At 47.1% G+C, this 25,128-nt stretch carries 20 protein-coding genes; 6 read left to right on the top strand and 14 right to left on the bottom strand.

All coding sequences use genetic code 11. The features are described 5' to 3' along the window. Positions 1–1,563 carry a PTS fructose transporter subunit IIC gene (locus tag BM082_RS16660; RefSeq protein WP_083417935.1) on the bottom strand — a complete coding sequence of 521 codons (1,563 nt, stop codon included), beginning with the start codon at positions 1,561–1,563 and terminating at the stop codon, positions 1–3. A gap of 235 nt (positions 1,564–1,798) precedes the next feature. Here BM082_RS16660 and BM082_RS16655 point away from each other — a divergent pair, with 235 nt between their 5' ends. Next, positions 1,799–2,674 carry a helix-turn-helix transcriptional regulator gene (locus tag BM082_RS16655; protein ID WP_017009305.1) on the top strand — a complete coding sequence of 292 codons (876 nt, stop codon included), beginning with the start codon at positions 1,799–1,801 and terminating at the stop codon, positions 2,672–2,674. Positions 2,675–2,846: 172 nt separating this feature from the next. Here BM082_RS16655 and crr read toward each other — a convergent pair whose 3' ends face one another. The 5 genes from crr to cysZ form a co-directional block, all read right to left on the bottom strand. Next, positions 2,847–3,356 (bottom strand): PTS glucose transporter subunit IIA, encoded by a 510-nt coding sequence (gene crr / locus BM082_RS16650; protein ID WP_017009306.1) that lies wholly within the window; start codon positions 3,354–3,356, stop codon positions 2,847–2,849. Between the two features lie 42 nt (positions 3,357–3,398). Next, positions 3,399–5,126 (bottom strand): phosphoenolpyruvate-protein phosphotransferase PtsI, encoded by a 1,728-nt coding sequence (gene ptsI / locus BM082_RS16645; RefSeq protein WP_017009307.1) that lies wholly within the window; start codon positions 5,124–5,126, stop codon positions 3,399–3,401. 54 nt (positions 5,127–5,180) lie between these two features. After that, positions 5,181–5,438, bottom strand: a complete 258-nt coding sequence (locus BM082_RS16640; RefSeq protein ID WP_002537934.1) for an HPr family phosphocarrier protein — start codon at positions 5,436–5,438, stop codon at positions 5,181–5,183. Between the two features lie 317 nt (positions 5,439–5,755). Beyond that, positions 5,756–6,724 (bottom strand): cysteine synthase A, encoded by a 969-nt coding sequence (cysK, locus tag BM082_RS16635; RefSeq protein ID WP_074927820.1) that lies wholly within the window; start codon positions 6,722–6,724, stop codon positions 5,756–5,758. A gap of 265 nt (positions 6,725–6,989) precedes the next feature. Further along, a complete protein-coding gene (gene cysZ / locus BM082_RS16630; protein WP_017009309.1) occupies positions 6,990–7,751 on the bottom strand; it encodes a sulfate transporter CysZ in 762 nt (253 codons plus the stop codon). 276 nt (positions 7,752–8,027) lie between these two features. On the opposite strand from cysZ, the gene zipA reads away from it, so the two are divergent. Continuing rightward, positions 8,028–9,071 (top strand): cell division protein ZipA, encoded by a 1,044-nt coding sequence (gene zipA, locus BM082_RS16620; RefSeq protein ID WP_074927818.1) that lies wholly within the window; start codon positions 8,028–8,030, stop codon positions 9,069–9,071. Between the two features lie 74 nt (positions 9,072–9,145). Here zipA and BM082_RS16615 read toward each other — a convergent pair whose 3' ends face one another. From BM082_RS16615 to BM082_RS16585, 7 genes are all read right to left on the bottom strand, one after another. Continuing rightward, positions 9,146–10,714: a lytic polysaccharide monooxygenase gene (locus BM082_RS16615; RefSeq protein WP_074927815.1), complete on the bottom strand. Its 1,569-nt coding sequence runs from the start codon at positions 10,712–10,714 to the stop codon at positions 9,146–9,148. Between the two features lie 311 nt (positions 10,715–11,025). Beyond that, on the bottom strand, positions 11,026–11,766 hold the full coding sequence (locus BM082_RS16610; protein WP_074927812.1) for a DsbA family protein: 741 nt from the start codon (positions 11,764–11,766) through the stop codon (positions 11,026–11,028). A gap of 19 nt (positions 11,767–11,785) precedes the next feature. Then, positions 11,786–12,322 carry a protein disulfide oxidoreductase gene (locus tag BM082_RS16605; RefSeq protein ID WP_074927810.1) on the bottom strand — a complete coding sequence of 179 codons (537 nt, stop codon included), beginning with the start codon at positions 12,320–12,322 and terminating at the stop codon, positions 11,786–11,788. After that, a complete protein-coding gene (locus BM082_RS16600; protein ID WP_074927808.1) occupies positions 12,315–14,426 on the bottom strand; it encodes a protein-disulfide reductase DsbD family protein in 2,112 nt (703 codons plus the stop codon). The genes BM082_RS16605 and BM082_RS16600 overlap by 8 nt, the downstream gene beginning before the upstream one ends. A 658-nt stretch (positions 14,427–15,084) precedes the next feature. Further along, a complete protein-coding gene (gene secF / locus BM082_RS16595) occupies positions 15,085–15,981 on the bottom strand; it encodes a protein translocase subunit SecF (protein ID WP_074927806.1) in 897 nt (298 codons plus the stop codon). A gap of 2 nt (positions 15,982–15,983) precedes the next feature. Further along, positions 15,984–17,798 carry a protein translocase subunit SecD gene (gene secD / locus BM082_RS16590; RefSeq protein WP_074927804.1) on the bottom strand — a complete coding sequence of 605 codons (1,815 nt, stop codon included), beginning with the start codon at positions 17,796–17,798 and terminating at the stop codon, positions 15,984–15,986. 159 nt (positions 17,799–17,957) lie between these two features. Beyond that, complete coding sequence (locus BM082_RS16585; protein WP_069596084.1) at positions 17,958–18,434, bottom strand: hypothetical protein; 477 nt, start codon at positions 18,432–18,434, stop codon at positions 17,958–17,960. Between the two features lie 229 nt (positions 18,435–18,663). On the opposite strand from BM082_RS16585, the gene ligA reads away from it, so the two are divergent. From ligA to BM082_RS16570, 3 genes are all read left to right on the top strand, one after another. Continuing rightward, positions 18,664–20,673, top strand: coding sequence for an NAD-dependent DNA ligase LigA (gene ligA, locus BM082_RS16580; protein WP_074927802.1), 2,010 nt, complete (start codon positions 18,664–18,666; stop codon positions 20,671–20,673). A 524-nt stretch (positions 20,674–21,197) separates the two neighbouring features. Continuing rightward, complete coding sequence (locus BM082_RS16575; protein WP_017009323.1) at positions 21,198–22,202, top strand: porin; 1,005 nt, start codon at positions 21,198–21,200, stop codon at positions 22,200–22,202. A 70-nt stretch (positions 22,203–22,272) separates the two neighbouring features. Continuing rightward, positions 22,273–22,986 (top strand): YccT family protein, encoded by a 714-nt coding sequence (locus BM082_RS16570; RefSeq protein WP_017016054.1) that lies wholly within the window; start codon positions 22,273–22,275, stop codon positions 22,984–22,986. Between the two features lie 85 nt (positions 22,987–23,071). On the opposite strand, the gene BM082_RS16565 is transcribed toward BM082_RS16570, so the two are convergent. Further along, complete coding sequence (locus BM082_RS16565) at positions 23,072–23,260, bottom strand: hypothetical protein (protein ID WP_017009325.1); 189 nt, start codon at positions 23,258–23,260, stop codon at positions 23,072–23,074. 257 nt (positions 23,261–23,517) lie between these two features. Between BM082_RS16565 and gltX the strand changes: the two genes are divergently transcribed. Continuing rightward, positions 23,518–24,939, top strand: coding sequence for a glutamate--tRNA ligase (gene gltX / locus BM082_RS16560; protein WP_074927799.1), 1,422 nt, complete (start codon positions 23,518–23,520; stop codon positions 24,937–24,939). Positions 24,940–25,128: the final 189 nt, after the last annotated feature.

The raw sequence follows: 25,128 nt of genomic DNA, 5'->3' as shown, positions 1-25,128 counted from the left end.
TTATCCATTCACTGCGGTTGAAGTAGCAACAGCGGGTGTGGCTGTTTCCTGCTGTATGGAGCTTGATGTTGTGCCCGCTTCTTTTGCATTAGCAACTGGCTGTTTAGAAGGGCGTCGCCAGAAGCCAATGATCATTGCGGTGGTTGCGATACCCGCGAAGGTACACGCAATCCACGTCACGAAAGGAATCGGCTGCTCGATGTAACCGATGAACGTACCCAACGGAGAACCGATACCGCCGTAGAATTTCACGTCCAAGTAACCCACAAGGCCACCGGCTAGGGCTGAACCTGCCACACTGGCGGTGATGATTTGAACAGGGTTTGCCGCAGCAAACGGAATAGCACCTTCAGTTACCCCAACAATACCCATACCGAACGCAGAGTTTGCAGAGACTTTTTCAGTGTCAGTGAAGCGGTTTTTAAACAGCTTTGACGCTAGGAAAATACCAAGTGGCGCGACAGATATTGCAGCTTGTGCCGCGGTGCCTGGAACGAAGTTAGCGCCTTCAATGCCGTATTTTGCAACGGTGTCAGTCCATACCGCAGTACCGAAAATCAGTGCGGTTTTGTTGACTGGGCCACCGAAGTCGAAGCCGATCATTGCGCCGATAATGGCACCGATGATGAAGGTAGATGCGCCATACGTGTTGGTTAGCCAGTTAAGGCCTTCATACAATGCACTCATGGCACCCGCGATAGGTTGACCAATGAAGTACAACACCACGACGGTAATGAAGAAGGTTGCGATCAAAGGGATGATCATGATCGGCACAAGCGGTTGAAGCAGTTTCGGCCATTTGATTTTCTTCAGGTACTTCACGAAGTAGCCAACAAGGAAAGCAACAAGGATGGCTGATAGGAAGCCGCCGCCCGCGTCAGTGCCTAAAAATGCTGGGTCGTTTGCCATGTATGCACCCAGCATCGCTGGAGCAATCGCAGGGCGATCCGCAATGGAATTTGCAACGAAGCCTGCAAACAGTGGGATCATGAGAAGGAAGCCGATTTGACCCACTTTGAATAAGTGCGCCATGAAATAACCGAGTGGTTCTGTTTGGTCAAAGCCCCACGCGACCATACGGCCCAGGTCATCACGTTGAAAAGCGAAGATATTCGCGATGGCCAGCAACAAACCTGCTGCAATAACCATCGGTACCATGTAAGAGATACCGCTCATGATGTGCTGAACAAAACCGTTTTCTGTGGTTTTACCCAAGGTCACGTTACCGACTTTTGTGCCTTTCGCACCAAAGACAGTCGCATTTTCTTCGGCTTCTTTGATAAGTGCCATTGCATCGCGAATCGCGGCTTTTGGACGTGCCTTGTAAACACGTTTCCCTGCAAAGCGAGCAAGATCAATTTCAATGTCAGAGGCGATGATCACCAGTTCTGCATCGTTAATTTCTTTTTCGGTCAGAACATTCTGTGCGCCGATTGAACCTTGGGTTTCAACCTTTACAAAAAAATTGTGTTCTTTGCCAGCTTGCTCGAGGGCTTCAGCTGCCATGTAAGTGTGAGCAATACCAGCAGCACAGGCGGTTATCGCAACAACATTTTTGGTCATGAGGTTCTCCTTCTACGACCTTCAAATAGGGTTTTGGCAGGAAGATGATGAAAATATTTCCAATTTAAGACTGTGATTGAGCGCATATTAGTCATTTTGTTGTAAATATTTACAGTTAAAGGGTGCAGTCCATCATGGAAATATTCTCAAAAAACTGTAAATTTTTTCATCATAAAGTGAACAGTTAAAGTTCTCGTGAATGTATTTTCACATCCAATAGTGAGAGTGACACCGAATGCCCAACACGACTAACCAACCCGACACGTATTCATATTTGGTGCTTTCTGAGATTGCAGGTCGTTTAGACGGAAAGCTCAATACGGATTGCCACCGTGCATTGCCATGCAATGACATGCCGCTTTTGGCATGGTGTACGCCAGAAGAAAGAGTGGAAATAGTTGTCGAGGGGGCGGTAGACATGATGTTCAGTTACGGCGGTGGCGAGCGAGGTGTGGTGCGCATGAAGCCCGGTGATGTGCTTCGCGTAGAGGCTCACGGTTGGAATTTGCCGTATGCTGATGAGGCGAACACCTTGAGCATTTGTTGTCGTGGTGAAAAGCTAGGGCTAAGTTATAACCACTGGCAAGATGGCCGTTGCATCAGTTTGGCGAAATGGGCCATGCCACTGACATCACTCAATGCCTTGCTGCTTGGCTTGACGTCAGAAGTGAGGGGGTTGGGTGATGTGAAGCTTGATGTATTGCTACGGACGATTTCTCGTAAGCTAAGTGCTCATGCGTCGGATGTGTCTAAGCAAAAGCAGCTCTTCCATCAGATTCTGACTTACATGCGTTGCCATTTCCATGAGTCAATTTGCCGTGAGTCAGTGGCTGATCACTTCTGTATTTCATCAAGTTACCTTTCTCACCTGTTTCAGCAACACAGCGACATTGGTTTTAACGAATACATTAATCGAGAGCGCTTTGCTCATGCTCGGCATCTTCTTATTGAAAAAGGGTTGCGTGTTAAACAGGTGGCGCTGGAAAGTGGGTTTGTGGATGCGGATTACTTTTGCCGCCTGTTTAAACGGCTAGCAGGGATGACCCCAACACAATATCGTCAGCAATACATAAGCCAACAGCAGAGTTTCATTCATGAGTTTTCGAACTAACTCTTCGTGAGCAGTTAATGGCGGCGGTCAGTCGTGGCGTTTGGGAAGTGGATGCTAAGCACGTTGATGCTTGTCGGCGCAGTGAAAGCGGGCAAAATATCGTTGAGCGGATATAAACTTGAGGCAACAAAAAAGCGCAGCCGAGGCTGCGCTTTTCCTTACACATTAAGCATTACTTCTTGATGCGTAGTACTGGTGTTTGACCAACAACAACAGAACCAGAAAGCTTGTTCAGCTCTTTGATTTCGTCCATGTTAGAAATAACAACAGGTGTCAGAGTAGACTTCGCTTTTTCTTCTAGCATTGCTAGATCGAATTCGATGATTGGGTCGCCAACTTTTACAGTTTGACCTTCTTCAGCGATACGCTTGAAGCCTTCACCTTTTAGCTCAACAGTGTCGATGCCGAAGTGAACGAACATCTCGATGCCGTCTTCAGATTCGATTGAGAAAGCGTGGTTAGTTTCGAAAATCTTACCAATGGTACCGTTAACTGGTGCAACCATTTTGTCGCCAGTTGGTTTGATTGCAATACCGTCACCAACGATTTTTTCTGCGAAAACAACATCAGGCACATCTTCGATGTTTACGATTTCACCAGAAAGTGGTGCCATGATTTCAATCACACCTGCATCGCTGCTGTCGTCAGAAACCAGCTTCTTCAGTTTGTCAAACAGACCCATAGTGTATGCTCCTAAGCGTTATCAATTCTTTGCTGCCGTAGTTTAGCAGACAGTTTTTTCAGCAATGAATTTTTCTACATGTTCAGCGATTTCAGCTGCAGTAGGCATTGCCAGTGCTTCGTCTGCCATTGCTTTAACATCAGCAAAGTTGGCATTACGGATAATTTTCTTGATGCGTGGGATTGAGATGCCGCTCATGCTGAACTCATCTAGACCCATACCCATCAGTAGTAGCGTTGCACGCTCGTCGCCTGCAAGCTCGCCACACATGCCAGTCCATTTACCTTCTTTGTGAGAAGCATCAATTACCTGCTTGATCACAGTAAGTACAGCCGGAGACAGAGGGTTATACAGGTGCGAGATCATCTCATTACCACGGTCAACCGCAAGAGTATACTGGGTTAAGTCGTTTGTACCAATGCTAAAGAATGCAACTTCTTTCGCTAGGTGATGAGCAATCGCTGCGGCTGCTGGCGTTTCAACCATTACACCGATCTCGATGTTCTCGTCAAACGCATGGCCTTCTGCACGAAGTTCCACTTTGTATTCTTCGATGGCTTTCTTCAGCTCACGGATTTCTTCTACAGAGATGATCATAGGGAACATCACGCGTAGCTTACCGTGTGCAGATGCACGAAGGATGGCACGAAGTTGGTCGCGTAGAATTTCACGACGATCCAAGCTGATGCGAATTGCACGCCAGCCTAGGAACGGGTTCATTTCTTTTGGCAGATCCATGTAAGGTAGATCTTTGTCACCACCGATATCCATAGTACGGATAATCACTGGGTGACCTTGCATTGCAAGCGCAACGTCTTTGTATGCTTTGTACTGCTCTTCTTCAGTAGGCAGTGCATCGCGGTCCATGAATAGGAATTCTGTGCGGTAAAGGCCTACACCTTCGCCGCCATTACGGTTGATACCGTCGCAGTCTTTAACGGTACCGATGTTACCGCAAACTTCCACTTGGTGACCGTCCAGAGTGATTGCTGGCAAATCTTTCAATTTAGCCAGTTCTTCTTTCTCTGCGATGAATTCATCACGGATCGCTTTGAATTTGTTTAGCTCTTCTTCGCTTGGGTTGATAACAATCTTGTTGTTGATTGCATCAAGTATCAGCATGTCACCGTTGTTCACTGTTTTAGTGATGTTCATGGTGCCAACGATTGCTGGAAGCTCTAGAGAGCGCGCCATGATTGAGGTGTGAGAAGTGCGACCACCGATATCGGTGATGAAACCTAGTACGTAATCTAGGTTGATTTGCGCAGTTTCAGAAGGTGTTAGGTCGTTAGCAACCAAAATCACTTCTTCGTTGATAGCGCTTAGAGAAACGATGTTGATACCCAGTGCGTTCTTAACAAAACGTGAGCCGATGTCACGAATATCAGTTGCGCGCTCTTTTAGGTATTCGTCGTCAAGAGATTCAAGCGTCGTTGCTTGCTCTTCAAATACGCTGTAAATCGCGTAATCAGCCGCTGCGTTGTTCTCTTTAATGAAAGCTATGATTTCTTCTTCTAGCTCTTCATCTTCCAACAGCATGATATGGCCTTCAAAGATAGCTTCTTTCTCTTCACCAAAGGTGATGAGTGCTTTTTCTTTGATAGCTTCTAGCTGAAGTTTAGATTTTTCGCGCGCATCGAAAAGGCGCTGAATTTCCGCATCCAACTGATCAGCTGGAAGAGGGTTTTTATTGATGACGATTTCGTCTTCTTGAAGTAGCAGCGCTTTACCGAATGCAATACCAGGAGATGCCAGAATGCCTGAAATCATAGCTTTACCTTACGTTGACCAAATTTAAATGCTAATGGATAGAAAAAAGCTGGATTATTCCAGCTCGTCCATCAGTTTAACTAGGTGATCAACAGCTTCTTGAGCTTGTGCACCATCAGCTTTGATGGTTACAACAGTACCTTTAGTCAGGCCAAGAGTTTGCAGTTTGAACAGGCTAGTTGCGCTTGCTTCTTTACCGCCAGATTCAACAGTAATTTTTGCATCGAAGCCTTTTGCTTCCTTAACAAACTGAGCAGCAGGACGAGTGTGCAGACCGTTTTCAGCAGTGATTTCTACTTGCTTTTGATACATGATTTACCCCGATACATTATTTATTTAAGTTTATGTATTAAATCTGTTGATAGCTTAAACCGAATGACCTGATTTGGCTATCGGTGGACGATAAACTAACGAAGATTTGCATGCCTTTGCTTAATCCAAGTCAAATTTTTGTGACATTTTCGCTTGAATGGGCATGTGCCTCGAAGACGAGGCGGCTTTTTATTTCGAGCCTCGAAAATAATAAGCGGGGATTTTTTACTAGAGCGGACTAAAAAAATCAAACAAAAAAGCCCCTCAGGGGCTTTTTTGTTGTCTCTCAGACTATTGTCTGTAACAAATTGTATCTATTACTGCTGATTTTCTAGCTCAGTGAAGATACCTGCGAACAGTGCAGTACTGAGGTAACGCTCACCAGAGCTCGGCAAAATGGTCACAATGTTCTTGCCATCAAATTCAGGAAGCTCTGCAACTTTGTTCGCTGCAACAACGGCTGCACCTGATGAAATACCGGCCAGAATGCCTTCTTCTTCCATCAAACGACGTGCCATAGCAATCGCTTCGTCAGAAGTGACGTGAACCACTTTATCAATCAGTGAAAGATCAAGGTTGCCAGGTACGAAGCCTGCACCGATACCTTGGATTTTGTGTGGTGCAGGTTGAACTGCATCACCCGCAACAGTTTGTGCAATAACTGGTGATTCTGAAGGTTCAACGGCAACAGTAGTGATCGCTTTACCTTGCGTGTTTTTGATGTAACGGCTAACACCCGTTAGTGTACCGCCCGTACCTACACCAGCAACAAAGACGTCGATTTCACCGTCAGTGTCTTCCCAAATTTCAGGACCCGTTGTCTTTTCGTGGATCTCTGGGTTAGCTGGGTTATCGAACTGTTGAAGCAACAGGTATTTTGCAGGGTCAGTTGCGACGATTTCTTCTGCTTTAGCAATGGCGCCTTTCATACCCTTTGCCGCTTCTGTTAGCACGAGGTTTGCACCCAATGCTTTAAGCAGTTTACGGCGCTCGAGGCTCATTGATTCTGGCATGGTCAGCGTTAGCTTGTAACCACGAGCAGCAGCAACGTAAGCCAGCGCAATACCTGTGTTACCACTGGTAGGCTCAACCAACTCTATACCTGGCTTCAGAGTGCCTTTTTTCTCGGCATCCCAAATCATGTTCGCGCCGATACGACATTTAACGCTGAAACTTGGATTACGCGCTTCAATCTTTACCAGCACTTTTCCGTTAGATACACGGTTAAGGCGTACTAGAGGGGTGTTACCAATGGTGGTTGTATTATCTTCGTAAATCTTACCCATGTTCTTCGTTCCTTCGGTTTGCTGGGGAATACGTCTAAAATAATATCGCTGTTTGCATAAATGCAAAGGAATCGTTGGTTATATCTTATTGTGATTTCAGAACTTAGACAGTTATTTTTGGCATTTTTGATTTGGAAAGTAGACTGACGTTGGCTAATTATGAAGGCATTTGTGTGTGGAACTCTACCGCCCGTGAGGTTGGGCGGCAAAGTGAACGAGAAGTATGTAGACCTGCATACTAAAAAAGCGTTTCGTTCTTCGATATTTAGTATCGCGCGAGTTCGCCACGATATTTGTCTACCCACATTGCGGTTGCACCACACACGGCGACTGGCATGACAAACAGGTTGAGCACTGGCGTCATGGTAAACACCATGACTAATGCGCCAAAGCTCATGGTCATGCCTTTTTGTTCGCGCAGTGTTGCTTTCATTGATGGAAACGACACGCGGTGGTTATCGAACGGATAGTCACAGTATTGAATGCCCATCATCCATGCGCTGAATAAAAACCAGAGCACAGGCCCGAGCGTTTGCCCGATAGCTGGAATCCACATCAATATCAGCAAACCTAGTGCTTTAGGTAGGTAATACCAAAGCTTTTGCCATTCCCGTTTGAAGATACGCGGTAAATCTTTAACGATCCCAGCGATGCCATCATCCGGTGGGCGTTTGCCAGTGAGCTTTGCTTCCAAGTGCTCAGCAAGTAGGCCATTAAAGGGCGCGGCTATCCAGTTGGCGACCGTGCTGAAAAAATACGAACAGATCACCAACGCGAAGATTGCCAGCAATGGCCATAATAAGTAAGACAACCAGTCCAACCAAGAGGGTATATAAGAGAGCCACCCGTCAATCCATGTACTGAGTTGTGACAATAGCACGCTAATTAGGGTACCCATCAACAAGAGGTTAACCATCAGTGGAATGATGACAAATCTGCGGATACCTGGTGTAAATGCCAGAGAAAATCCACGCAGGAAATAACCTGCACCGGATGTTGGTTGTTGTACCAGTTGTGAGGGGGTCATAGTGTCTCCTTGCTTTAACCTCTGCATGGTAACGGTTTCCTGTTGGTATTGGCAATTTATGCTGACGTGGAATTTTTAAGTGCATTGCGTGTCAAAAGCCAGAAAGAACAGGCACTTTTTGAGTGTTCTTATTGGTTGTGCATTAACTTTTATGCGCTTTTTGGTACAGTAGTCAGCAAATTGTATGCGCGACATTGCCAAAGCTTGTTCCAAGGTGTTTAGATAGGGGCTTGCTCTATGGTTTCTCGTCGCTAATTAGATAAATACTGAGATTAAATGATGCAGGAATTGCGCCTTGTATTGATCATTTTGGGAGCGGTAGCGATAGCTGCGCTTCTGCTTCATGGCCTTTGGACCAGTAGGAAAGAAAAGCCTGCCAAATTTGGTGAAAAACCCATTGGTAAGCTGACAGGGAAGGATGACACTGGCTTTGATCAGGACGGTATCGGCTCTGTTCGTGTTATTAAATCGGGTGATGACGCACCCAAAGTGGACAGGAAGGAACCGGGTTTAAGCTTTGGCGATAAATCTGATGTTGATCCGCTGTTCGCTAACGAAACGCATTCTGACGATGCATCGGCACCTGATACGCGTGTGGAAAATGACCTTGAGTCAAATGTTGTCACGAATGATGTGGTTGTCGACACGAAAGAAGAGGCGTTTGATTTACCGGCTTTCTCTGCGTCTGACAACGATGCGCCATCTTTTACCGTTGATGAGCCGCGTGTTGAGGCTGAATCGGTTGTAGTTGAGCCGAAGAAAACGTCGAACGATTTCTATCAAACTGCGTCGTCTTACGATGAAGATGTGGTGGATGAGGCTGTTAAGGACGCCGTTGCTGAAACAACGGAAGAGCAGGACATTGTTGCGGTTGATGAAGAACCGGAGGCTGCAACTGAGCCTCAACAGCAAGTGCTGATCCTCAATGTGCAGGCGGGCAACAACCAAGAATTTGATGGCACAGAGCTGATTAACTGCCTTGAGCAACATGGTCTGCTGTACGGCGAAATGGAAATCTTCCATCGTCACGCTGATTTAGCGGGCACGGGAAAAGTGTTGTTCAGTGCGGCGAACATGTTCAATCCTGGCAGTTTTCCATTAGAGACGATTCATCAATTCACGACACCGGGCATTTCGTTGTTTATGACGCTGCCATGTTATGGCGAAGCGGATCAAAACTTTAAGTTGATGCTGCAGACCGCTCAGCAAGTTGCGGATCAGTTAGGTGGCTTGGTGACGGATGATTCCCGTACCATGATGACGCCTCAGCGCATTGATACGTACCGAGACAAGATAAAGAAATTCCATTCACCTGCTTGAGCAGTGTGAAGAAAAAACGCCCTTTAAGGGCGTTTTTTTATGGGATTTTTTAAAAATCACCTTATGGTTGTCTTTTACTTCACGCGTTTCCAAGGCCCGCCGTTTGATGGAAGATCGCCTTTCGTCCACCATTTCGCTTCATAATTTTCGCGCTCAAACATCACGATATCACCCGCTGAGTACGCAATCCCTTCGCTCCATGCTTGATTGTTACCATCTGCTTGTGCCGACCATACTGTGGATGTGCCCGGTTCTTCGCCTTTCGTCCACCACAGTGCGGTGTATTGCGTACCAAGATGGTTTACTGAATCTCCCGCCAGATACACGTTATTGGCACTCCAATCTGTTTGTCCTACGGGACCACTGCCTTTTACTGCAATTTCAACGATCGTTGATACGGCTGCTTGACCATCTGTCGCTGTAATTTGAATTTGCTGGCGCAGATCCTGAAGAGTGTCTGGGGCTGAATAAGTCACAGTGGCTGTGTTTCCTTGAATCGAGAAGCTACCTGCCGAGAGGGTGAAATCTACAGGGTCGTTATCTGCATCCGTAGCGGACACTGAGAATTGAACATCCTGACCGCTGTCAACAGAGACTGAGGCAGGGGCTGACAAAACAGGTGCAGAATTAACGGTGGCTTTTTTCACTTCCAATTGGAAACTGTGGTTGGTGTTTTTCACAAAGACCAAGTTGCTATAGAGGTCACTGCTGTCCCAAGCAACTGTGCCGTCTTCTGCCAATTTACCCAAACGTGCGCTTGATGATGTGTTGTTGACTGTGTCAGCGAGTTGCCCACCCCACACTGTTTCAGCGTCATTGCTAGCGTCTATTGGTAGCTTTTCGAATACCATTTCAGCACCTGAACCATCAAACACGCGGAACCACACGGTGTCGCCAGCAGAAGCATCCGTGGTGGATTTAATCGCACTGCCGATGTCGTTCCATGTTGGCGCAACAATATCACCGCCAAAGTTGAGATCACTGCAGTTATAGAAACCTTCCCCTGCCGCATCGACGCGTTGCCAGCGTGAAAAGAGTACAGCATTGCCTGTTCTATCTGTCGGGAGGGTTACTTGCATTTGGTAGTATTTTTTCTCGTTGATCACGACAACGGGCAAGTCATCGAATTCAGCGATTAAATCAATATCAGACCAAGCCAGTGGTGACGAGGCCGGATTGTAATTGGCGTTTGATAAGTAGATCTTCCAGAAACTTGGGTTGTGTGGCGTGTCGGCATGATAAAGCAGCGTCAGTTTGCCATTGGCGGCGGGGTCGATGGGCGTGGATTGCCATTCTGAAGACGGTAAATCAATACCCGCTTTATCAGGATCGCCACCAGAACACAGAGCGCCGCTTGGTATGGCTTCTTCAACGGCGGCTTGGTTGGTGTAATCAGAGACGAGCTTGGCGAACTCATGTTTTTGAATAAAGGGTATCCAACTGGATTCCCAGAACGCAGCGCGACAGGCTGTGTTGGGGATGGTTGATCCGTCTGCTGAATCCCAGAAGCCGCCATCACTGTCGCAGATTTCTTGTCGTGCGGGCGGATAATCCATATACCCATGTGCGGATACCGTGTGCGGAATTGCTGCTGAAACAGCAGAAACCATCGCGATATAGGGGAGTAATCGAGTACGTAACATGTTCCTTCCTTTTGTGTTTCTCGTTGTTTTAGTGATTGCCTCCTTGGTGTGCGCAATTATTAAAAAGGCTTCAATTCTTTGTTATCACAATTAAAAAGTGGCTCGAAAAAGAAAGCGAATTTTTTCAAAAGGATGAAAATCTTCGTCGTAAACAGGAAGGTAAATCACTAAACAGTCGTGGAGGTAAACGCAGTGCAACCTGGCTTAACATATTGAGAGATATGGAAGAAAAATGGCGTTGTTTGAAAGGGTAAGCATGAAGGCAGGGAAGGAGGAAACCGAGTGAGGGAGCCTTCCTCACTCGGTATTGATCAATGTTTGTCTAGAGCAGACTCAATCAGCGGCGCAAGCTTCTCCGCGGGTAAGTAGCCTGGTAGAACACCATCGCCAATGATCATGGCTGGTGTGCCGCGCAGGCCCAGTTGCTGGAATAGAGAAACGTTTCTCTCAACCATCTCGACGGTAGCATCGTGTTGTTTTAGTTGATCTCGCGTCCCCGTTTTATCAGCGATACGTGCAAAAGAGCGTTGATCATGAGCGCTAGGCTTGGTGAGGAGTAACTGGTGAACTTCAAAGTACTTATCACGCGCCTGCTGCCATACGTTCAATGCAAACGCCGCTGAATTCATGTCAGACAAGGGGGCGTCCATTTCTTTTAGTGGCACATAAATGTTGACCACTTTTATGTCTGGGTAGGTTTTGGCCATGTCATGCAAAACCGGATCGAGGCGTTTGCAGAAAGGGCAGTTGTAGTCGGTAAAGTTCACGATGGTGAGCTTGGGTTCAGTTGCGCCGAACTGCGTATGTTTGGGGTTGCTGTAGAGGTAGTCATGGTTGGCGGTGAGTATGCCCTTGAAGCCTTGTTGCTGCGCGACGTATTGCGTCAGGCTTTGGTGTAAGCCTGGAATAATGTCAGGGTTTTGCTGAAGCAGCGTAGTGATGGCATTCAATTGCTGTTGCTGCGTTTTATTCAACGCTGTCTCTGACACTGCATTGAAAGAGGTCAAGGTGGCGATCATCACCAACAGGAGCGAAAACAATGTATTTTTCATCTTTTTAACTCATCAATTGTTAGGAAAACCACAGGCGAGCCAGCAGACCCAGCGGCGTAGAAATGCCTGTTGTTATAGATTCAACCTTGCCATTTTTAATGATGACGATGGTAGGTGTGGCTTGAATGCCCCAGGTTTGTCCAAGTGTCCCTTTCTCGTCGTTGACGGTATCAAACTGAAGGTCATGACTATTGAGAAAGGCGCTAATCCGTCGGTTGTCGCCTGATGTCATGGCAATAGATACCACGGGATAAGAATCAGACAGCCAGTTGATAGTTGGCGTGACAAATTTGCAGGCCGGACACCATGTCGCCCAAAAATACAGCACAACTGGCTCATCATGGCTGAGGGCGACCAAGTCGATAGCATAGCCGGATATTGTCGTCATTGGCATTGCTGGCACTGCGCCTTTTGGCATGTCTTGGGTGCGCCACCAATCCATCGCAAATGCCATCACACTGAAAAGAACCACTAAAGTCGCAAACTCTCTAAGCCACCATTTGGGGTTCTTCCATTTTCGTTTGGGTTCCATTTTCTGTGGCGTGTTGTCACTCATAAGACGTTCCTTGTGCGAGCTTGATGGCATTGAGTACGGCGTCGTTGGAAAGGATCACAGGTAGAGAGATCCCATTGGGTGCATTGGGGCCATAAACTATGTTGAAGGGCACGCCATATCTGCCGTGACGTTGAAGGTACTGTGTGACGGAATCACTGGGTGACGTCCAATCACCCTGCATTCGAATGATGTTCTGACCGCTGAGTGCACTGTAAACCGGCTCTTGAAGCAATACGCCGATCTTGTTGGCTTTGCAGGTGATACACCAATCTGCCGTGACATCAACAAAGACGATTTTACCTTGTGCGACATGGTGACTGATTTGGGCGGAGGAAAGTTTCTCCCAGGTGTGATCGGCGGGTAGCGGTGAGGCCCATTTAGACGCTGTTAAGCTTGCCGTTACTATACCGACGACAAGCAACACCATGGCAAGCGCACTGACGATAATCGTTGTTTTTCGCCCGTATACTGACGATGTTCGCCACAGAATAATCATTGTCGCCACGACTACGATAGTGGCTACCCAACCCAAAGAAAAATGGCTTTGCAGTAGAGACATTAGCCATACGCTGGTGGCAAGCATCATCACACCGAAGGTGACTTTGAGTCTGTTCATCCAACGGCCGGGCTTGGGTAACCGTTGGGCGATGGATGGCATAGCGGCAACCAACAACCAAGGCATAGCCATGCCGAACGCCAATGCGGTGAAAATGACAAACAGCATGAGGTAATTTGTTGTGAGGGCAAACGCGACAGCCGTTCCCAAAAAAGGTGCTGAACAAGGTGTTGCCAATAAGGTGGCAAACATGCCTTGGGTGAAATGACCGGCGTAAGAGTTATCCCCTTTGCTGGCAAGCCACGTATTTGCTGTGCTGGGAAGGCGGATTTCAAACAAGCCAAGCATGTTGGCGGCAAAAATAGCGGTTACCGCCACCATCACGCCGATGAACAATGGGCTTTGAAATTGAATGCCCCAGCCAAATGCGTGTCCAGTGAGCTTTAAGGTGCTGATTAGTGCAGCAATCACCCAGAACGAAAATAGAATTCCCATCGCAGAGGCAATGAATTGGCGTCGGATCTGCGATTTTCCCAGTCCTTGTGCGGATATCACGCTGCTGAGCTTCATGCCGAGGACGGGCAGGACGCAGGGCATGATATTCAAAATCAATCCGCCCAATACGGCGAATAAGATGGCCGTGAAAAATGACGGTTGAGATGGCGAAGTCGCGATGCCTCTTTTCGCTGTTGATGCATGCTCTGCGATAAAGCTGTCATCGAGAAACGTCACTTTGAGTGTTTCATCGCTTAACTCAGGTTTTCCCATCCAACTGCTTGCGTCAAAGCGCGCGCGCAAGGTGTTTCCCGTCACTTGAATGTTGGGAACAGAAAAGAAAGTGTCCTGAACCGCGTCGGTGCTTCCATCAATCAATACATCCGGCGTTTGCCAGCCCGTCGTTTTTTTCGCAGTGATCTCTACCAGCTGCGCATTTTCATCCCAAATGACAGAAAGCGCTTCAATGAGCGGCGAGGGCTGAGGCACGTTGCTCATGCCTTGTGCGAATAAGTGAAGTGCCTGCGAGTCAGTTTTCAAGGCCGCCGGTGTTACTGTGAAATCAATGGGGTAGTCGGTGAGTACACACACGGTTGTGCATGACGATACCGTGACCTTGCCTTTGATGTTTACAGGCTTCTGAATATTCTCTGCCGTAAACGTGAGAGGAAAGATAACGTGCCCTTTGTAACCAAGGGTATCAATACCTAAAAGGTCAAAGCGCTGAGGAGCAGGCCAGTGCCAAGTGATATCTTTTATGTTTTCTGATGCTTGCCAGTCAAAACTGGGGGCAATGCCACCTTCACCTGGCGTTCGCCAGTAGGTTTTCCAATCATCATTCAATTGGACTTCTAAAAAGCCATCAAAGGTATTGGCGTCATAGTTCGTTGAGCCCGTTAACACGACACGGGTGCTAAGCGGAGGGTGAGCGGGGTTAGTGAGCCAGCCTGTTGACGGGGTCTCTGCTTGTGCTGCCATAGCTGCGGATAAAGCGATGCTCAAACTCACGATGAGCAAGACCAGCTTTCGTGAGAGTGTGTTTAGAACGTGCATGGGTGTATTCCTAGAAAATAAAACAAATATAAAAACGTCTAGCGTGTGCCAGTGTTTGATATGTTTATTCTCTAAAAACGCAAAACGTGAGGTGTAATCGCCGGGGCGGAGGAATGGGTTCAGGGGGCTTTGGAACAAATGTGGATGTCGACAGCAGCCAAGCAATAATGGCGAACGCAAACACCCACATGGTAAATGTCGCCGATTCCCACGATGACGAAGATAGCTGAACCAGCTTTTCAGAAAGCTCGCAACTACTCGCCATTGCAGTGGTGTCATTGTTGGGTGTTAGTGAGGTACTTTGCGTTGACGTCGTGGCTTCATTTATTACAACGCCATGGTTCATGCCGCAGGCATTGAAGGCGCCCGCGTTTTGCGACAAACACACAAACACCACCCACCAAACTAGGGTAAGTGCCCACTGCGCGCGTGTGATCGATGTTGTGTAGGGTTTAATGTGTCGCAATCTCAGAAAACTCGGCGTTATCGAAGTTGTTGTTTATCTCTCTATTGAACACGGTTGGACGCGGATTGGGAATGTTTGTTCAGCATTTTTTTATAAAAACATCTAAATCCAGTTGGTTGTATACGGTAAAAAGCAGTAAGGCCCAAGAAGATGGGCCTTACTGTTGGATTGAACATCCGTGCTGGTTCGTGTCTATGGTGTGTCAGACACTGGTGCTGGTGCGTAGTGTTGAGGACCAAGATGCGTGAGTTCAGGGATGATGGTGGCAACTGTCATGGTTGACCATGTGCCAGCAACGATGCCGATGAACATGGTGATAGAGAATCCATACAGTGGCTCTCCCCCAAGCAACCACAGCGATCCCACCGAAATCAGCGTGGTGCCAGATGTGATCAACGTGCGCGACAGGGTAGAAACAATGGCGCGGTTGTTCAATTCAGCAATCGGCAGGCTGACATTGGCTTTTAACAGTTCGCGAATGCGGTCTGAAATGATGATGGAGTCATTGAGTGAGTAACCTAATACTGCTAGCAATGCCGCCAGCACGGTGAGGTTAAACTCCATTCCTGTGACCGAGAAGAAGCCTAACAGCAGCACCACGTCATGAACCAAGGCCAGTAATGCGCCAGACGCCAGTCTCCATTCGAAGCGCATACTCAAATACCCAAGTATTACCAACAGCGTAATCAGTACCGCTAAGCCACCTTGCTCTGCCAGTTCTTGCCCTACTTGAGGGCCAACCAGACTGACGTTGAGCATTTCAACGTTGTCAGAAAAGCCATTGAGTAGCGTTTTGATTTCTGGTTGATCGCTTAGCGTCTCAGGTGCGGCATAGCGAAGCACCCACTGACCTGGGTTTCCCGCTTCCACCACCGACACGGGTTGGTTCAAAGCGGTTTCTAAGTGGGATTGAATCTCTTTGGCTGTCAGGGTTTTGTCCAGTCTGACTTCACTGATCATTCCTCCCGTGAAATCGAGCCCGTAGTTCAAGCCTTTCGTCGCGAGTGTGAAAATGGAAATCAACATCACTACACAAGAAAGCAAGGTGCCGATATGGCGCCATTTGGTCATGTTTTTGATTGTTATCATGGTTATACCCTCACATCACGGCGCGCATCTTTACCCCAAAATAGGTTAATCACCGCGCGAGAAGCGAAAATACCCGTGAACATGCTTGTTAGAAGACCTAGCCCCAATGTGAGGGCGAAGCCCTGAATCGGGCCATTACCGATTGCGTATAACGTTGCGGCGGAAATTAGCGTGGTGATGTTTGAGTCCAAAATGGTGGCAAACGCACTGCTAAAGCCAAGGTCAATAGATTGCGCGAAGCTTCTTCCTTCACGCATTTTCTCTTTTATTCGCTCGAAGATAAGCACGTTGGTATCAACGGCCATACCGATGGTGAGCACGAGACCTGCAATACCTGGAAGCGTCAGAACCGCCCCTGGCAGTAACGCGATAAGACCCAGCAACATCACCATGTTGATGAGAAGCGCAAGGTTCGCCACCCAACCCAGTTTGCGATACCACACCGCCATGAACAGCAAGGTCAAACCCATGCCAAGCGCCAGCGCCGCGAAACCGTTTTGAATGTTTTCAGCACCCAAAGAAGGGCCAATGGTGCGCTCTTCAACGATGGTGACTGGCGCGGTCAGTGAGCCTGCGCGCAGCAACAGTGCTAAGTCTTGAGCTTCTTCAAGTTGGCCGACACCCGTAATGCGGAAGCGGTTACCCAGCTGAGATTGAATCGTTGCAATGCTGATGATGGTGTTGGTTTGCTCGACATTGCCTTTGCTGTCGCGGCTGTATTCGCTATACGCCGTGCCCATCGGGTCGCCAATGTGCTTCGCTGAGTAATCTGACATCATTTTGCCGCCAGAGGCATCCAATGAAATGTTCACTTCAGGTGTGCCCATTTCGCCCATTCCTGCTCGTGCATCCACAATGTGTTCGCCAGAAAGAATCGGCTTGCGGCTCACGTAAACAGGGGCACCTTTGTCATCGGGGATCATCATTGAGCCCGGTGTTGGTGATGTTTTTACTTCATAGAACGCCAAACTTGCTGTTGCGCCGATAACATTTTTTGCCGCAGCTGGGTCTTGAACGCCTGGCAATTCAATGCGGATGCGGTGTTCACCTTGACGTTGAACGGCGGCTTCAGTAATGCCCAATTCTTCGATGCGGCTGCGCATGGTTTGCAGGTTTTGCTGCACAGTCAGGTTGGTGAGGGTTTGTTTTTCTGCCTCTTTCAGACTGACTGACAAGCCCAAGTCACCTTTCCCTTGCACGTCCCACTGCGGGAATTGCTCACGAAGGTATTGTCGAACGGCACTTTGTGCCTCGTCAGAAGGCGCATTCACAACAAAGCCATCGGCGTTTGATTGGTGAACACGCAAGCCACGAATGCGGTTTTCGCGGGCAAAAGCTTTGACGGAATCTGCTGCTTGATCGGCGTGAGAGCGGAATACTTGCTGCATATCCACATCAAGCAGGAACTGCACTCCGCCGCGTAAATCTAGTCCGAGCTTGATGGGCTTAAAGCCCATTTCAAGTAACCAACTTGGCGCGGCGGGCACCATACCTAGTGTGACAATGTCATCTTTGTTCGAGAACTCCGTCAGGATACCTTTGGTTTTGTTCTGATCGGCGGCATCTTGCAGCACAACTGTCGTGCTGTTGCCTTTTTGGTCAATGCGTTTTATATCGACGCTGTGGGAATCCAATTGGTGTTTTAGTGTGACAGGGGCGATGCCATTGTCTTTATGTTTGATGAAAACGGCCGCCTCTTCACCAAACCAAGAAGGAAGGGCGCTCAGAAGCATAATGATGATGGTCGTAACTAGGACGACGTATTTCCATGCTGGATAATGATTCAGCACGGTCTTTCGTTTAGGTTTTAACTGCATAGCAATCGTCTCACTGGCAATTGGCCAGCAACTTTGTCTTATACCAATCAGATTGGTATTCATTCATGACACGTAAAGACCCGCCAATACGATAAGTTCGCGTATGACTGATTGTTTAAACGTGCAAAAGCGGTGAGCGAGACGCTCAAATGATAAGAATTAAGACGCAGTGTCAGCTTGGCTGATAAACCGATAGAGCAGATTGGATTCCTTCCATCCTGAAATACGGTGCAAAGAGGAAGGGGGGCCTCTTAACGTCCAATCGTGCCAATGGCGTGAAGAAACGTGCACATATTGCAATCGTGATGGAATGCTTGAAGGTTCGAAATCAAAGACGAGTTCGTAGCTTGGTTCTGTATTGTGTAATCGCTCGGGCAGGAAAGATCCATTTCGAAGAATGGATGATAAACCGGGAGCAATGGATTTTGCAGGAGCGCGATGTTCCAGATGCGCATCGTTTTGTGATTCTGTGGCATCTTGCTGGTGGTGAGTCAGGGGTGACAAAACCATGGTCGAAAGATCCGACACTGCCGTTTGTCGTTCGAAAGTGGTGGATGCGCCAGCAGAAAAACAGACGAGCAGAAAACTGAGCAAGACGCCCAATAGACTTCGTTGTTTATTCCAAAAACTGCACATACAAGGACTCACTCATAAATTCGGTTTCATATTACTGGCGAGTGCGCCTTTCAACAAGCAATGAATGCGGCTTTGTAAGGAATCTGAATATCGGTTAATCCTTCTTCAACATCGGTGAATTTCGACATTGTGTAACTGCAACGCAGATAAGCTTGAGGTTATACTACGGCCTTATTCTATTTATCCTTTACTCGTCGTTTGAGTGAAGAAGACTGACTGGGCTGAATTGATGACCTCGGATATCCAACAACAATTGCAAGCGCTGAAAGCGCAGCTTAATTATCATGGGCACCTTTACTACGTAGAAGACAAGCCAGAGCTTCCTGATGCGGAGTATGACCGTTTGATGCAGCAATTGCTTGCGATAGAGTCAGAGCACCCTGAGTTGGTTTCTGCAGATTCACCGAGTCAACGTGTTGGCGGTCAGGCTCTCAGTGCATTTGTTCAAGTTCGTCATGAAATTCCGATGCTGTCGCTCGACAATGCATTCGATGATGACGAGCTAAAAGCGTTCGAAAAGCGCATGAAAGACAGATTGAACGACGCTGCTGATTTTACGTATAGCTGTGAGCCTAAGTTGGATGGTCTCGCGGTGAGTTTGATGTACGAAAACGGCGTGCTAGTGCAAGCTGCCACCCGTGGTGACGGTGCGACGGGGGAAAATATCACGCACAATGCCCGCACGATCCGCAACGTTCCACTGCAACTTCAAGGCTCAGGCTGGCCTGCACGCTTAGAAGTGCGCGGCGAGGTGTTTATGCTCAAAGATGGCTTCGATAAGCTGAATGAGAAAAACCTAAAAAAAGGTGAAAAAGCCTTCGCCAATCCCCGAAATGCCGCGGCTGGCAGCCTTCGCCAGCTAGACCCAAAGATTACTGCAACCCGTCCTCTTCGCTTTTATGCTTACTCGGTGGGTGTCATGTCGGAAGCGTTCGGCGATTCGCATATTGGCCGTTTAGAGCAGCTTCGTCTGTGGGGTATTCCATTAAGTCCTGAAGTGAAGAAAGTGAATGGCTTAGACAATGTGATTGCTTACTATCAAGACATCATGGAACGCCGCAACGCGCTGCCTTACGAAATAGACGGCGTCGTGATTAAAGTCGATGCTATTGCAACGCAAGAACAGCTGGGTTTTGTTGCTCGCGCGCCGCGTTGGGCCATTGCTTATAAATTCCCTGCGCAAGAAGAAATCACCATGTTATTGGATGTCGAGTTCCAGGTGGGGCGAACCGGGGCGATTACACCAGTAGCCAAACTTGACCCTGTCTTTGTTGGTGGTGTGACAGTCTCCAATGCCACGCTTCATAATGCAGATGAAATCGCTCGTTTAGGCGTCAAAATCGGCGATACCGTGATAATTCGTCGTGCTGGAGACGTTATTCCACAAATCGTGAATGTGGTTGAGAGCAGAAGACCCGATGATGCAAGAGACGTAGTGTTTCCAGCGGCTTGCCCTGTGTGTCATTCACACGTTGAACGCATTGAAGGTGAAGCCGTTGCGCGTTGCTCGGGTGGTTTGATTTGTCGCGCGCAACGTAAAGAAGCCATCAAGCATTTCTCATCGCGTAAGGCGCTTGATGTTGACGGCTTGGGCGATAAAATCGTTGAGCAACTGATTGATAAAGAATTGGTTCAAGCCCCTGCGGATTTATTCAAGTTGTCAGCTGGTCAAATCACCATGCTAGAGCGCATGGGGCCTAAATCAGCACAAAACCTTGTTGATTCACTGAACAAAGCGAAAGAAACCACGCTGCCACGTTTTATCTACTCTTTGGGAATTCGGGAAGTGGGAGAGGCTACCGCGGCGAATCTCGCAGACCATTTCTTCACGCTTGACGCCATCCGTGAAGCGACGGAAGAAACACTGATTGAGGTTCAAGATGTCGGTGTCATTGTCGCCAAGCACGTGACATCGTTCTTCAGTGAAGAGCGCAACAAAGAAGCCATAGATGCGCTATTGGAAGCGGGTATTCACTGGCCAGAAATTGCTGCGCGCGATGAAAGTGTGTCGCTAGCGCTCGAAGGGAAAGTGGTTGTGTTAACTGGCACGCTTTCTCAGATGTCTCGTTCTGATGCCAAAGCGGCACTTCAGGCGCTGGGTGCGAAAGTGACAGGCAGTGTTTCCGCCAAAACGGATCTTCTCATTGCGGGTGAAGCGGCAGGCTCCAAACTGACCAAAGCACAAGATCTTGGCATCGATATCTTAGATGAAGATGGAATGATGCAACTGCTCTCCTAAATCCCGACGCTTTTTTCGCCCATGAGCGCCAGTCTATGACTGGCGTTTTTTTGTGCTCGGAAAACAATGAGTCCATGAGGTAGATAATTATCCAAGAGAAATATCATGTTTCTTTAATGATTATCCGTTCCTTTTTGGAGAATATTTTCTTGTGATCTAGATCGTCAAGATTGAAAACTTCCCAGTTGTATTAATGCAATTATTTATTTAAGTATCTGAAATTAATCATTTTATATTTTTAACTTGATGTTTTTATATAAAATGGAGATCTTGATCACGAACATGGCTGGAACTTTGCACCGAGTCATATTTTTTTAATAACAAATAAAGTTCTCATTGATGTTTTTTCACGTGGAAGTAGGCTGAATACATCGGTTGAGGGAGAGTTCAATCGGTTTCTAAAAATTTAAAGTGATGAATAATTTATCATTTTTTACGAACGAGTAATCACATCATTGCTTTCGGCGGCCAACCTTTAAAAGCAATGGTATGACGTTTAGAAATCCCTTTTAGGAGTTTATTCCATGGAAAAAATGTTCAAACGTTCACTATTGGGTGCAGCAGTAGCAGTTGCAGCAGTTTCAGGTAGCGCAAACGCAGCAATTGAGTTGGTTGGCGAAAACGTAGTTATGTACGGTCAAGCAGCGGGCTTCATTCACTTGACTGGCCCTGAAGCTCAAGGTAAAGACGGTGCTGCACAAGCTGTTATTGAATCACGTATCGGCTTCAAAGGTCGTGTTGCTTATGATGACTTGGGTCCAGATTTCATCTGGCAAATTGAAGGCGGCAACGCGGACAATGGCGCAAAATCTGGCCAACTAGGTGCTCGTGATACTTATTTAGGTTTGGACTTTGAAGGTGTTGGTTCATTCAAATACGGTCGTCAGCTTATCGCTGCATATAACTATGTTGACTGGCCACATTCAAACCCTGGTTTGGGTAACGTTTTTGACTGGCACAACAAAATCGATGCTGGTTTTGGAGACCGTGTAGACAACAACTTCCGTTTTGATTCAGCAAGCTTTGGTGGTTTTAATTTCCAAGCATCGCTTAGCGGCATGGGTGATTCTACTAAACAAATGGTTTCGAGCCTTGCAAGTTCTTACTCTCAGGACATGTTTAGCGTTCATGCTGGCTACTATAACCAAGCTGACTATGTAGATGACGCTGGCGATAAAGCAGGTGATGTATCATACACTATCGTTGGTGGTAGCGTATTCCTTGATAGCTTGACGCTAACAGCAGCTTGGAAAGCAATGGATAACGGTCTAACTAACAACGACCAAGACGCTTACTCTGCGACTGCTCAATATGTTATCAATGGTACGTGGGTTCTTAAAGCGGGTTATGCGGCAACTTCAGAGTCTAAGCTTGGAACTGACGATGATTCACAAGCTATCACTGGCCGTCTAGGTTACATCCTGCCAAGCACTTACCTATACATGGACGTTCGTAGCTATGACTACAATGGTTCAGATGAAACTGACGATGGCACTAACCTACTAATTGGTGCTGAATACTACTTCTAAGTAATAGAGCACTTGTAGTAATATTGATGCGAGCGCCAAATAGGTGCTCGCATTTTTCATGGAGGGCAGTATGAAACAGATTCTTAAATCAGTACTCGTAGTTGGAGCATTAGTACCTTTTGTCGCTAATGCTGAAGTAAACGTTACTCTGCATAAGGATGTGGAGGCAGTAGTTGTCAATGGCGAAGAACTCCCTATTACTGTTATGGGAAAAAGCCAATTCTCCCTGGAAAATGGTACAAACCAACTTGTCATTCGTCTCTCAAAGCTTATCGCGACTGGCTCTGAATATGAAAAGTTCAAGTCAGACCCTTTGGTTGTCACTTTTACGTCTGAAGATAAAGAGATAATGATAGAGCCGACACGCCAGATTATGCGTGAGGCTCAGGTCAAAGATTTTAAACAGTCCCCTTCTTTTACGATGACTGATCAATCAGGGAAAACGGTATCCTCTCAACAAAATGTTCTCCCTCAAGGCCCAGGTTTTTTGAGAGATTACGAAAAAGAACTAGCGAGATTTAATGAGAAGCAGGGCGTTGTTCTGGGTGGGGCAGCCTTAACTGCGTCGGCTGTTGCGAATGCAGCTGAAGCAAGCGCGCCGAGTAACGTTCAAAAAACAAGTGAACCAACGGTCATTGCACCACAGAAACAAGTATCTATTCAGCCGGCACAGGGTGTATCTCCTGAAAACTCAATCATTTTGATGCAAGCAGATTTCCTACGAATGAATCCAGAGACGCAGAAACAATTTCTCCAGTGGGCAGTGAAAAACGTTCGTTCTTAACGTTGCCAGTCTATGAGTGCATTTGTATTAAAAAAGAACGCCATATGGCGTTCTTTTTTGTATTTAATTTGTTCGGTATTTGATGCTACAGAACAATTTTCCCATCGCCGTATCGGCAAAGGAGTGACGGTGTTTCGGTTGTCGAACCATCACTATGCTCGCATGTGACGAGTGGGCCCGCTTGCGTTGCGGCTGATGCGCCATCTGCTAGCGCGGAGAAGCTTGTTGCTGAAGTGAAGCTGAATGCAGCGATAATAAGTAGTAATTTTTTCATCAGTATCTCTCCTAACTGTTTGTTATGTGTTTCACGTTTATGTTAGGAGTTATTTACACTTCGTGTTAATAAATAAGATCTAAATCTTATTTTTAGTGTTGAATGGTTGCAAATTTAATATTCTATCAGTTCGCTTCGTTGCATTGAACCTCCCTACAAAGTCTAACGTTGTCCAGGCGTGAGACTCCGCTTACAATAGCGCCCTTACGGAGCTCTCTCCGCATCACTCAAATTTTGCCAAACGTAATAGGATTAACATGAACGTTAAAACACGTTTTGCTCCAAGCCCAACAGGCTTCTTGCATGTAGGCGGTGCACGCACTGCACTTTATTCATGGCTTTACGCTAAACACACTGGCGGAGAGTTTGTCCTTCGTATTGAAGACACTGATATTGAGCGCTCTACTCAAGGAGCTATCGATGCGATCATTGAAGGTATGCAGTGGTTAGGTTTGGATTGGGATGAAGGTCCTTACTACCAAACGAAACGCTTCGATCGCTATAACGAAGTGGTTGATCAGCTACTCGCTGAAAATAAAGCCTATAAATGTTATGCGCCAAAAGAGCTTCTTGACGAAATCCGAGAAAAGCAGATGGCTGCTGGCACTAAGCCGCGATACGATGCTAATCACCCGCGAGTCATTGCGGCAAACGCTGAAGCCACCGACAGTTCTCCTTTCTGTATTCGTTTCCGCAACCCGAAAGAAGGGACGGTAGTATTTGATGACAAGATTCGTGGCCGAATCGAAATCGCTAACAGTGAGTTGGATGATTTGATCATCCGTCGTACCGACGGTAGCCCGACCTATAACTTCTGTGTTGTCATTGATGACTGGGATATGGGTATTACTCAAGTTGTTCGTGGTGAAGACCATATCAACAACACCCCTCGTCAAATCAATATCTACAAAGCGATTGGCGCAGCGGTACCTGAATTTGCGCATTGCTCTATGATTTTGGGGGATGACGGCGCGAAATTGTCGAAACGTCACGGTGCTGTGAGTGTCATGCAATACCGTGATGAAGGCTACTTGCCGCAAGCGCTACTGAACTATTTGGTACGTTTGGGTTGGTCTCATGGTGACCAAGAAATCTTCTCTCTAGAAGAAATGATCAGCTTATTTAGCCTTGAATCTGTGAGTAAATCTGCATCAGCATTTAACACAGATAAGCTTCTTTGGTTGAACAACCATTACATCAAAACGTCTGAGCCAGAGTATGTGGCTAAATACCTTCAATGGCATCTTGATGCTAAAGGTATTTCAACGGAAAACGGTCCAGCAATCGCCGATGTTATTGTTCTTGTGGGTGAGCGCTGCAACACATTGATCGATTTGGCTGAGCAATGTCGCTACTTCTATCAAGATTTCGAAGAGTTTGAAGCAGGCGCTGCGAAGAAACACCTTCGCCCTGTTGCTAAAGAAGCGCTTGAGCTCGCACTTGTTAAAGTAAAAGCGCAAGATGCATGGACAGTTGAAAACCTGCACGCGGTGATCGCTGATACTTGCAGTGAGCTGGATCTTGGTATGGGTAAAGTAGGGATGCCACTTCGCGTCGCGGTTACCGGCCAAGGCCAATCACCATCGGTTGATGCAGTGATGGCATTGGTTGGGCAAGCGCGCGTTGTTTCTCGTATCGAACAAGCTCTCGCCTTTATTGCCCAACGTGAAGCGCAATAACATCAGATAGCAACTGCTCACCAGTTCGCACTCGAAAGCCTCTCGTTTTTACGAGGGGCTTTTTCTTTGTTCAACGCCTATCGATAAGCAAATGAATAGGCCTTCTTGCAATTTTTCACCTTCGAATGAAATGAATTCTGCGTCTGAGATCACTTTACGCGGTTTAGATTTTAGTGATCTTGGATTAGA

The organism is Enterovibrio norvegicus DSM 15893 (assembly GCF_900115495.1).
GTDB classification, from domain to species: domain Bacteria; phylum Pseudomonadota; class Gammaproteobacteria; order Enterobacterales; family Vibrionaceae; genus Enterovibrio; species Enterovibrio norvegicus.
Note: the sequence above shows the minus strand (reverse complement) of the source record. Positions and strands in the feature narration are given on the sequence as shown.

Coding starts and splice junctions, on each gene's coding strand:
- BM082_RS16640 (WP_002537934.1), bottom strand. CDS start 5,438: ATGTATCAAAAGCAAGTAGAAATCACTGCTGAAAACGGTCTGCACACT.
- BM082_RS16615 (WP_074927815.1), bottom strand. CDS start 10,714: ATGTTACGTACTCGATTACTCCCCTATATCGCGATGGTTTCTGCTGTT.
- BM082_RS16565 (WP_017009325.1), bottom strand. CDS start 23,260: ATGAAAAAATTACTACTTATTATCGCTGCATTCAGCTTCACTTCAGCA.
- BM082_RS16600 (WP_074927808.1), bottom strand. CDS start 14,426: ATGCACGTTCTAAACACACTCTCACGAAAGCTGGTCTTGCTCATCGTG.
- gltX (WP_074927799.1), top strand. CDS start 23,518: ATGAACGTTAAAACACGTTTTGCTCCAAGCCCAACAGGCTTCTTGCAT.
- zipA (WP_074927818.1), top strand. CDS start 8,028: ATGATGCAGGAATTGCGCCTTGTATTGATCATTTTGGGAGCGGTAGCG.
- ptsI (WP_017009307.1), bottom strand. CDS start 5,126: ATGATTTCAGGCATTCTGGCATCTCCTGGTATTGCATTCGGTAAAGCG.
- BM082_RS16570 (WP_017016054.1), top strand. CDS start 22,273: ATGAAACAGATTCTTAAATCAGTACTCGTAGTTGGAGCATTAGTACCT.
- BM082_RS16605 (WP_074927810.1), bottom strand. CDS start 12,322: ATGAGTGACAACACGCCACAGAAAATGGAACCCAAACGAAAATGGAAG.
- secD (WP_074927804.1), bottom strand. CDS start 17,798: ATGCAGTTAAAACCTAAACGAAAGACCGTGCTGAATCATTATCCAGCA.
- BM082_RS16660 (WP_083417935.1), bottom strand. CDS start 1,563: ATGACCAAAAATGTTGTTGCGATAACCGCCTGTGCTGCTGGTATTGCT.
- cysZ (WP_017009309.1), bottom strand. CDS start 7,751: ATGACCCCCTCACAACTGGTACAACAACCAACATCCGGTGCAGGTTAT.
- cysK (WP_074927820.1), bottom strand. CDS start 6,724: ATGGGTAAGATTTACGAAGATAATACAACCACCATTGGTAACACCCCT.
- BM082_RS16575 (WP_017009323.1), top strand. CDS start 21,198: ATGGAAAAAATGTTCAAACGTTCACTATTGGGTGCAGCAGTAGCAGTT.
- BM082_RS16585 (WP_069596084.1), bottom strand. CDS start 18,434: ATGTGCAGTTTTTGGAATAAACAACGAAGTCTATTGGGCGTCTTGCTC.
- BM082_RS16610 (WP_074927812.1), bottom strand. CDS start 11,766: ATGAAAAATACATTGTTTTCGCTCCTGTTGGTGATGATCGCCACCTTG.
- crr (WP_017009306.1), bottom strand. CDS start 3,356: ATGGGTCTGTTTGACAAACTGAAGAAGCTGGTTTCTGACGACAGCAGC.
- BM082_RS16655 (WP_017009305.1), top strand. CDS start 1,799: ATGCCCAACACGACTAACCAACCCGACACGTATTCATATTTGGTGCTT.
- secF (WP_074927806.1), bottom strand. CDS start 15,981: ATGATAACAATCAAAAACATGACCAAATGGCGCCATATCGGCACCTTG.
- ligA (WP_074927802.1), top strand. CDS start 18,664: ATGACCTCGGATATCCAACAACAATTGCAAGCGCTGAAAGCGCAGCTT.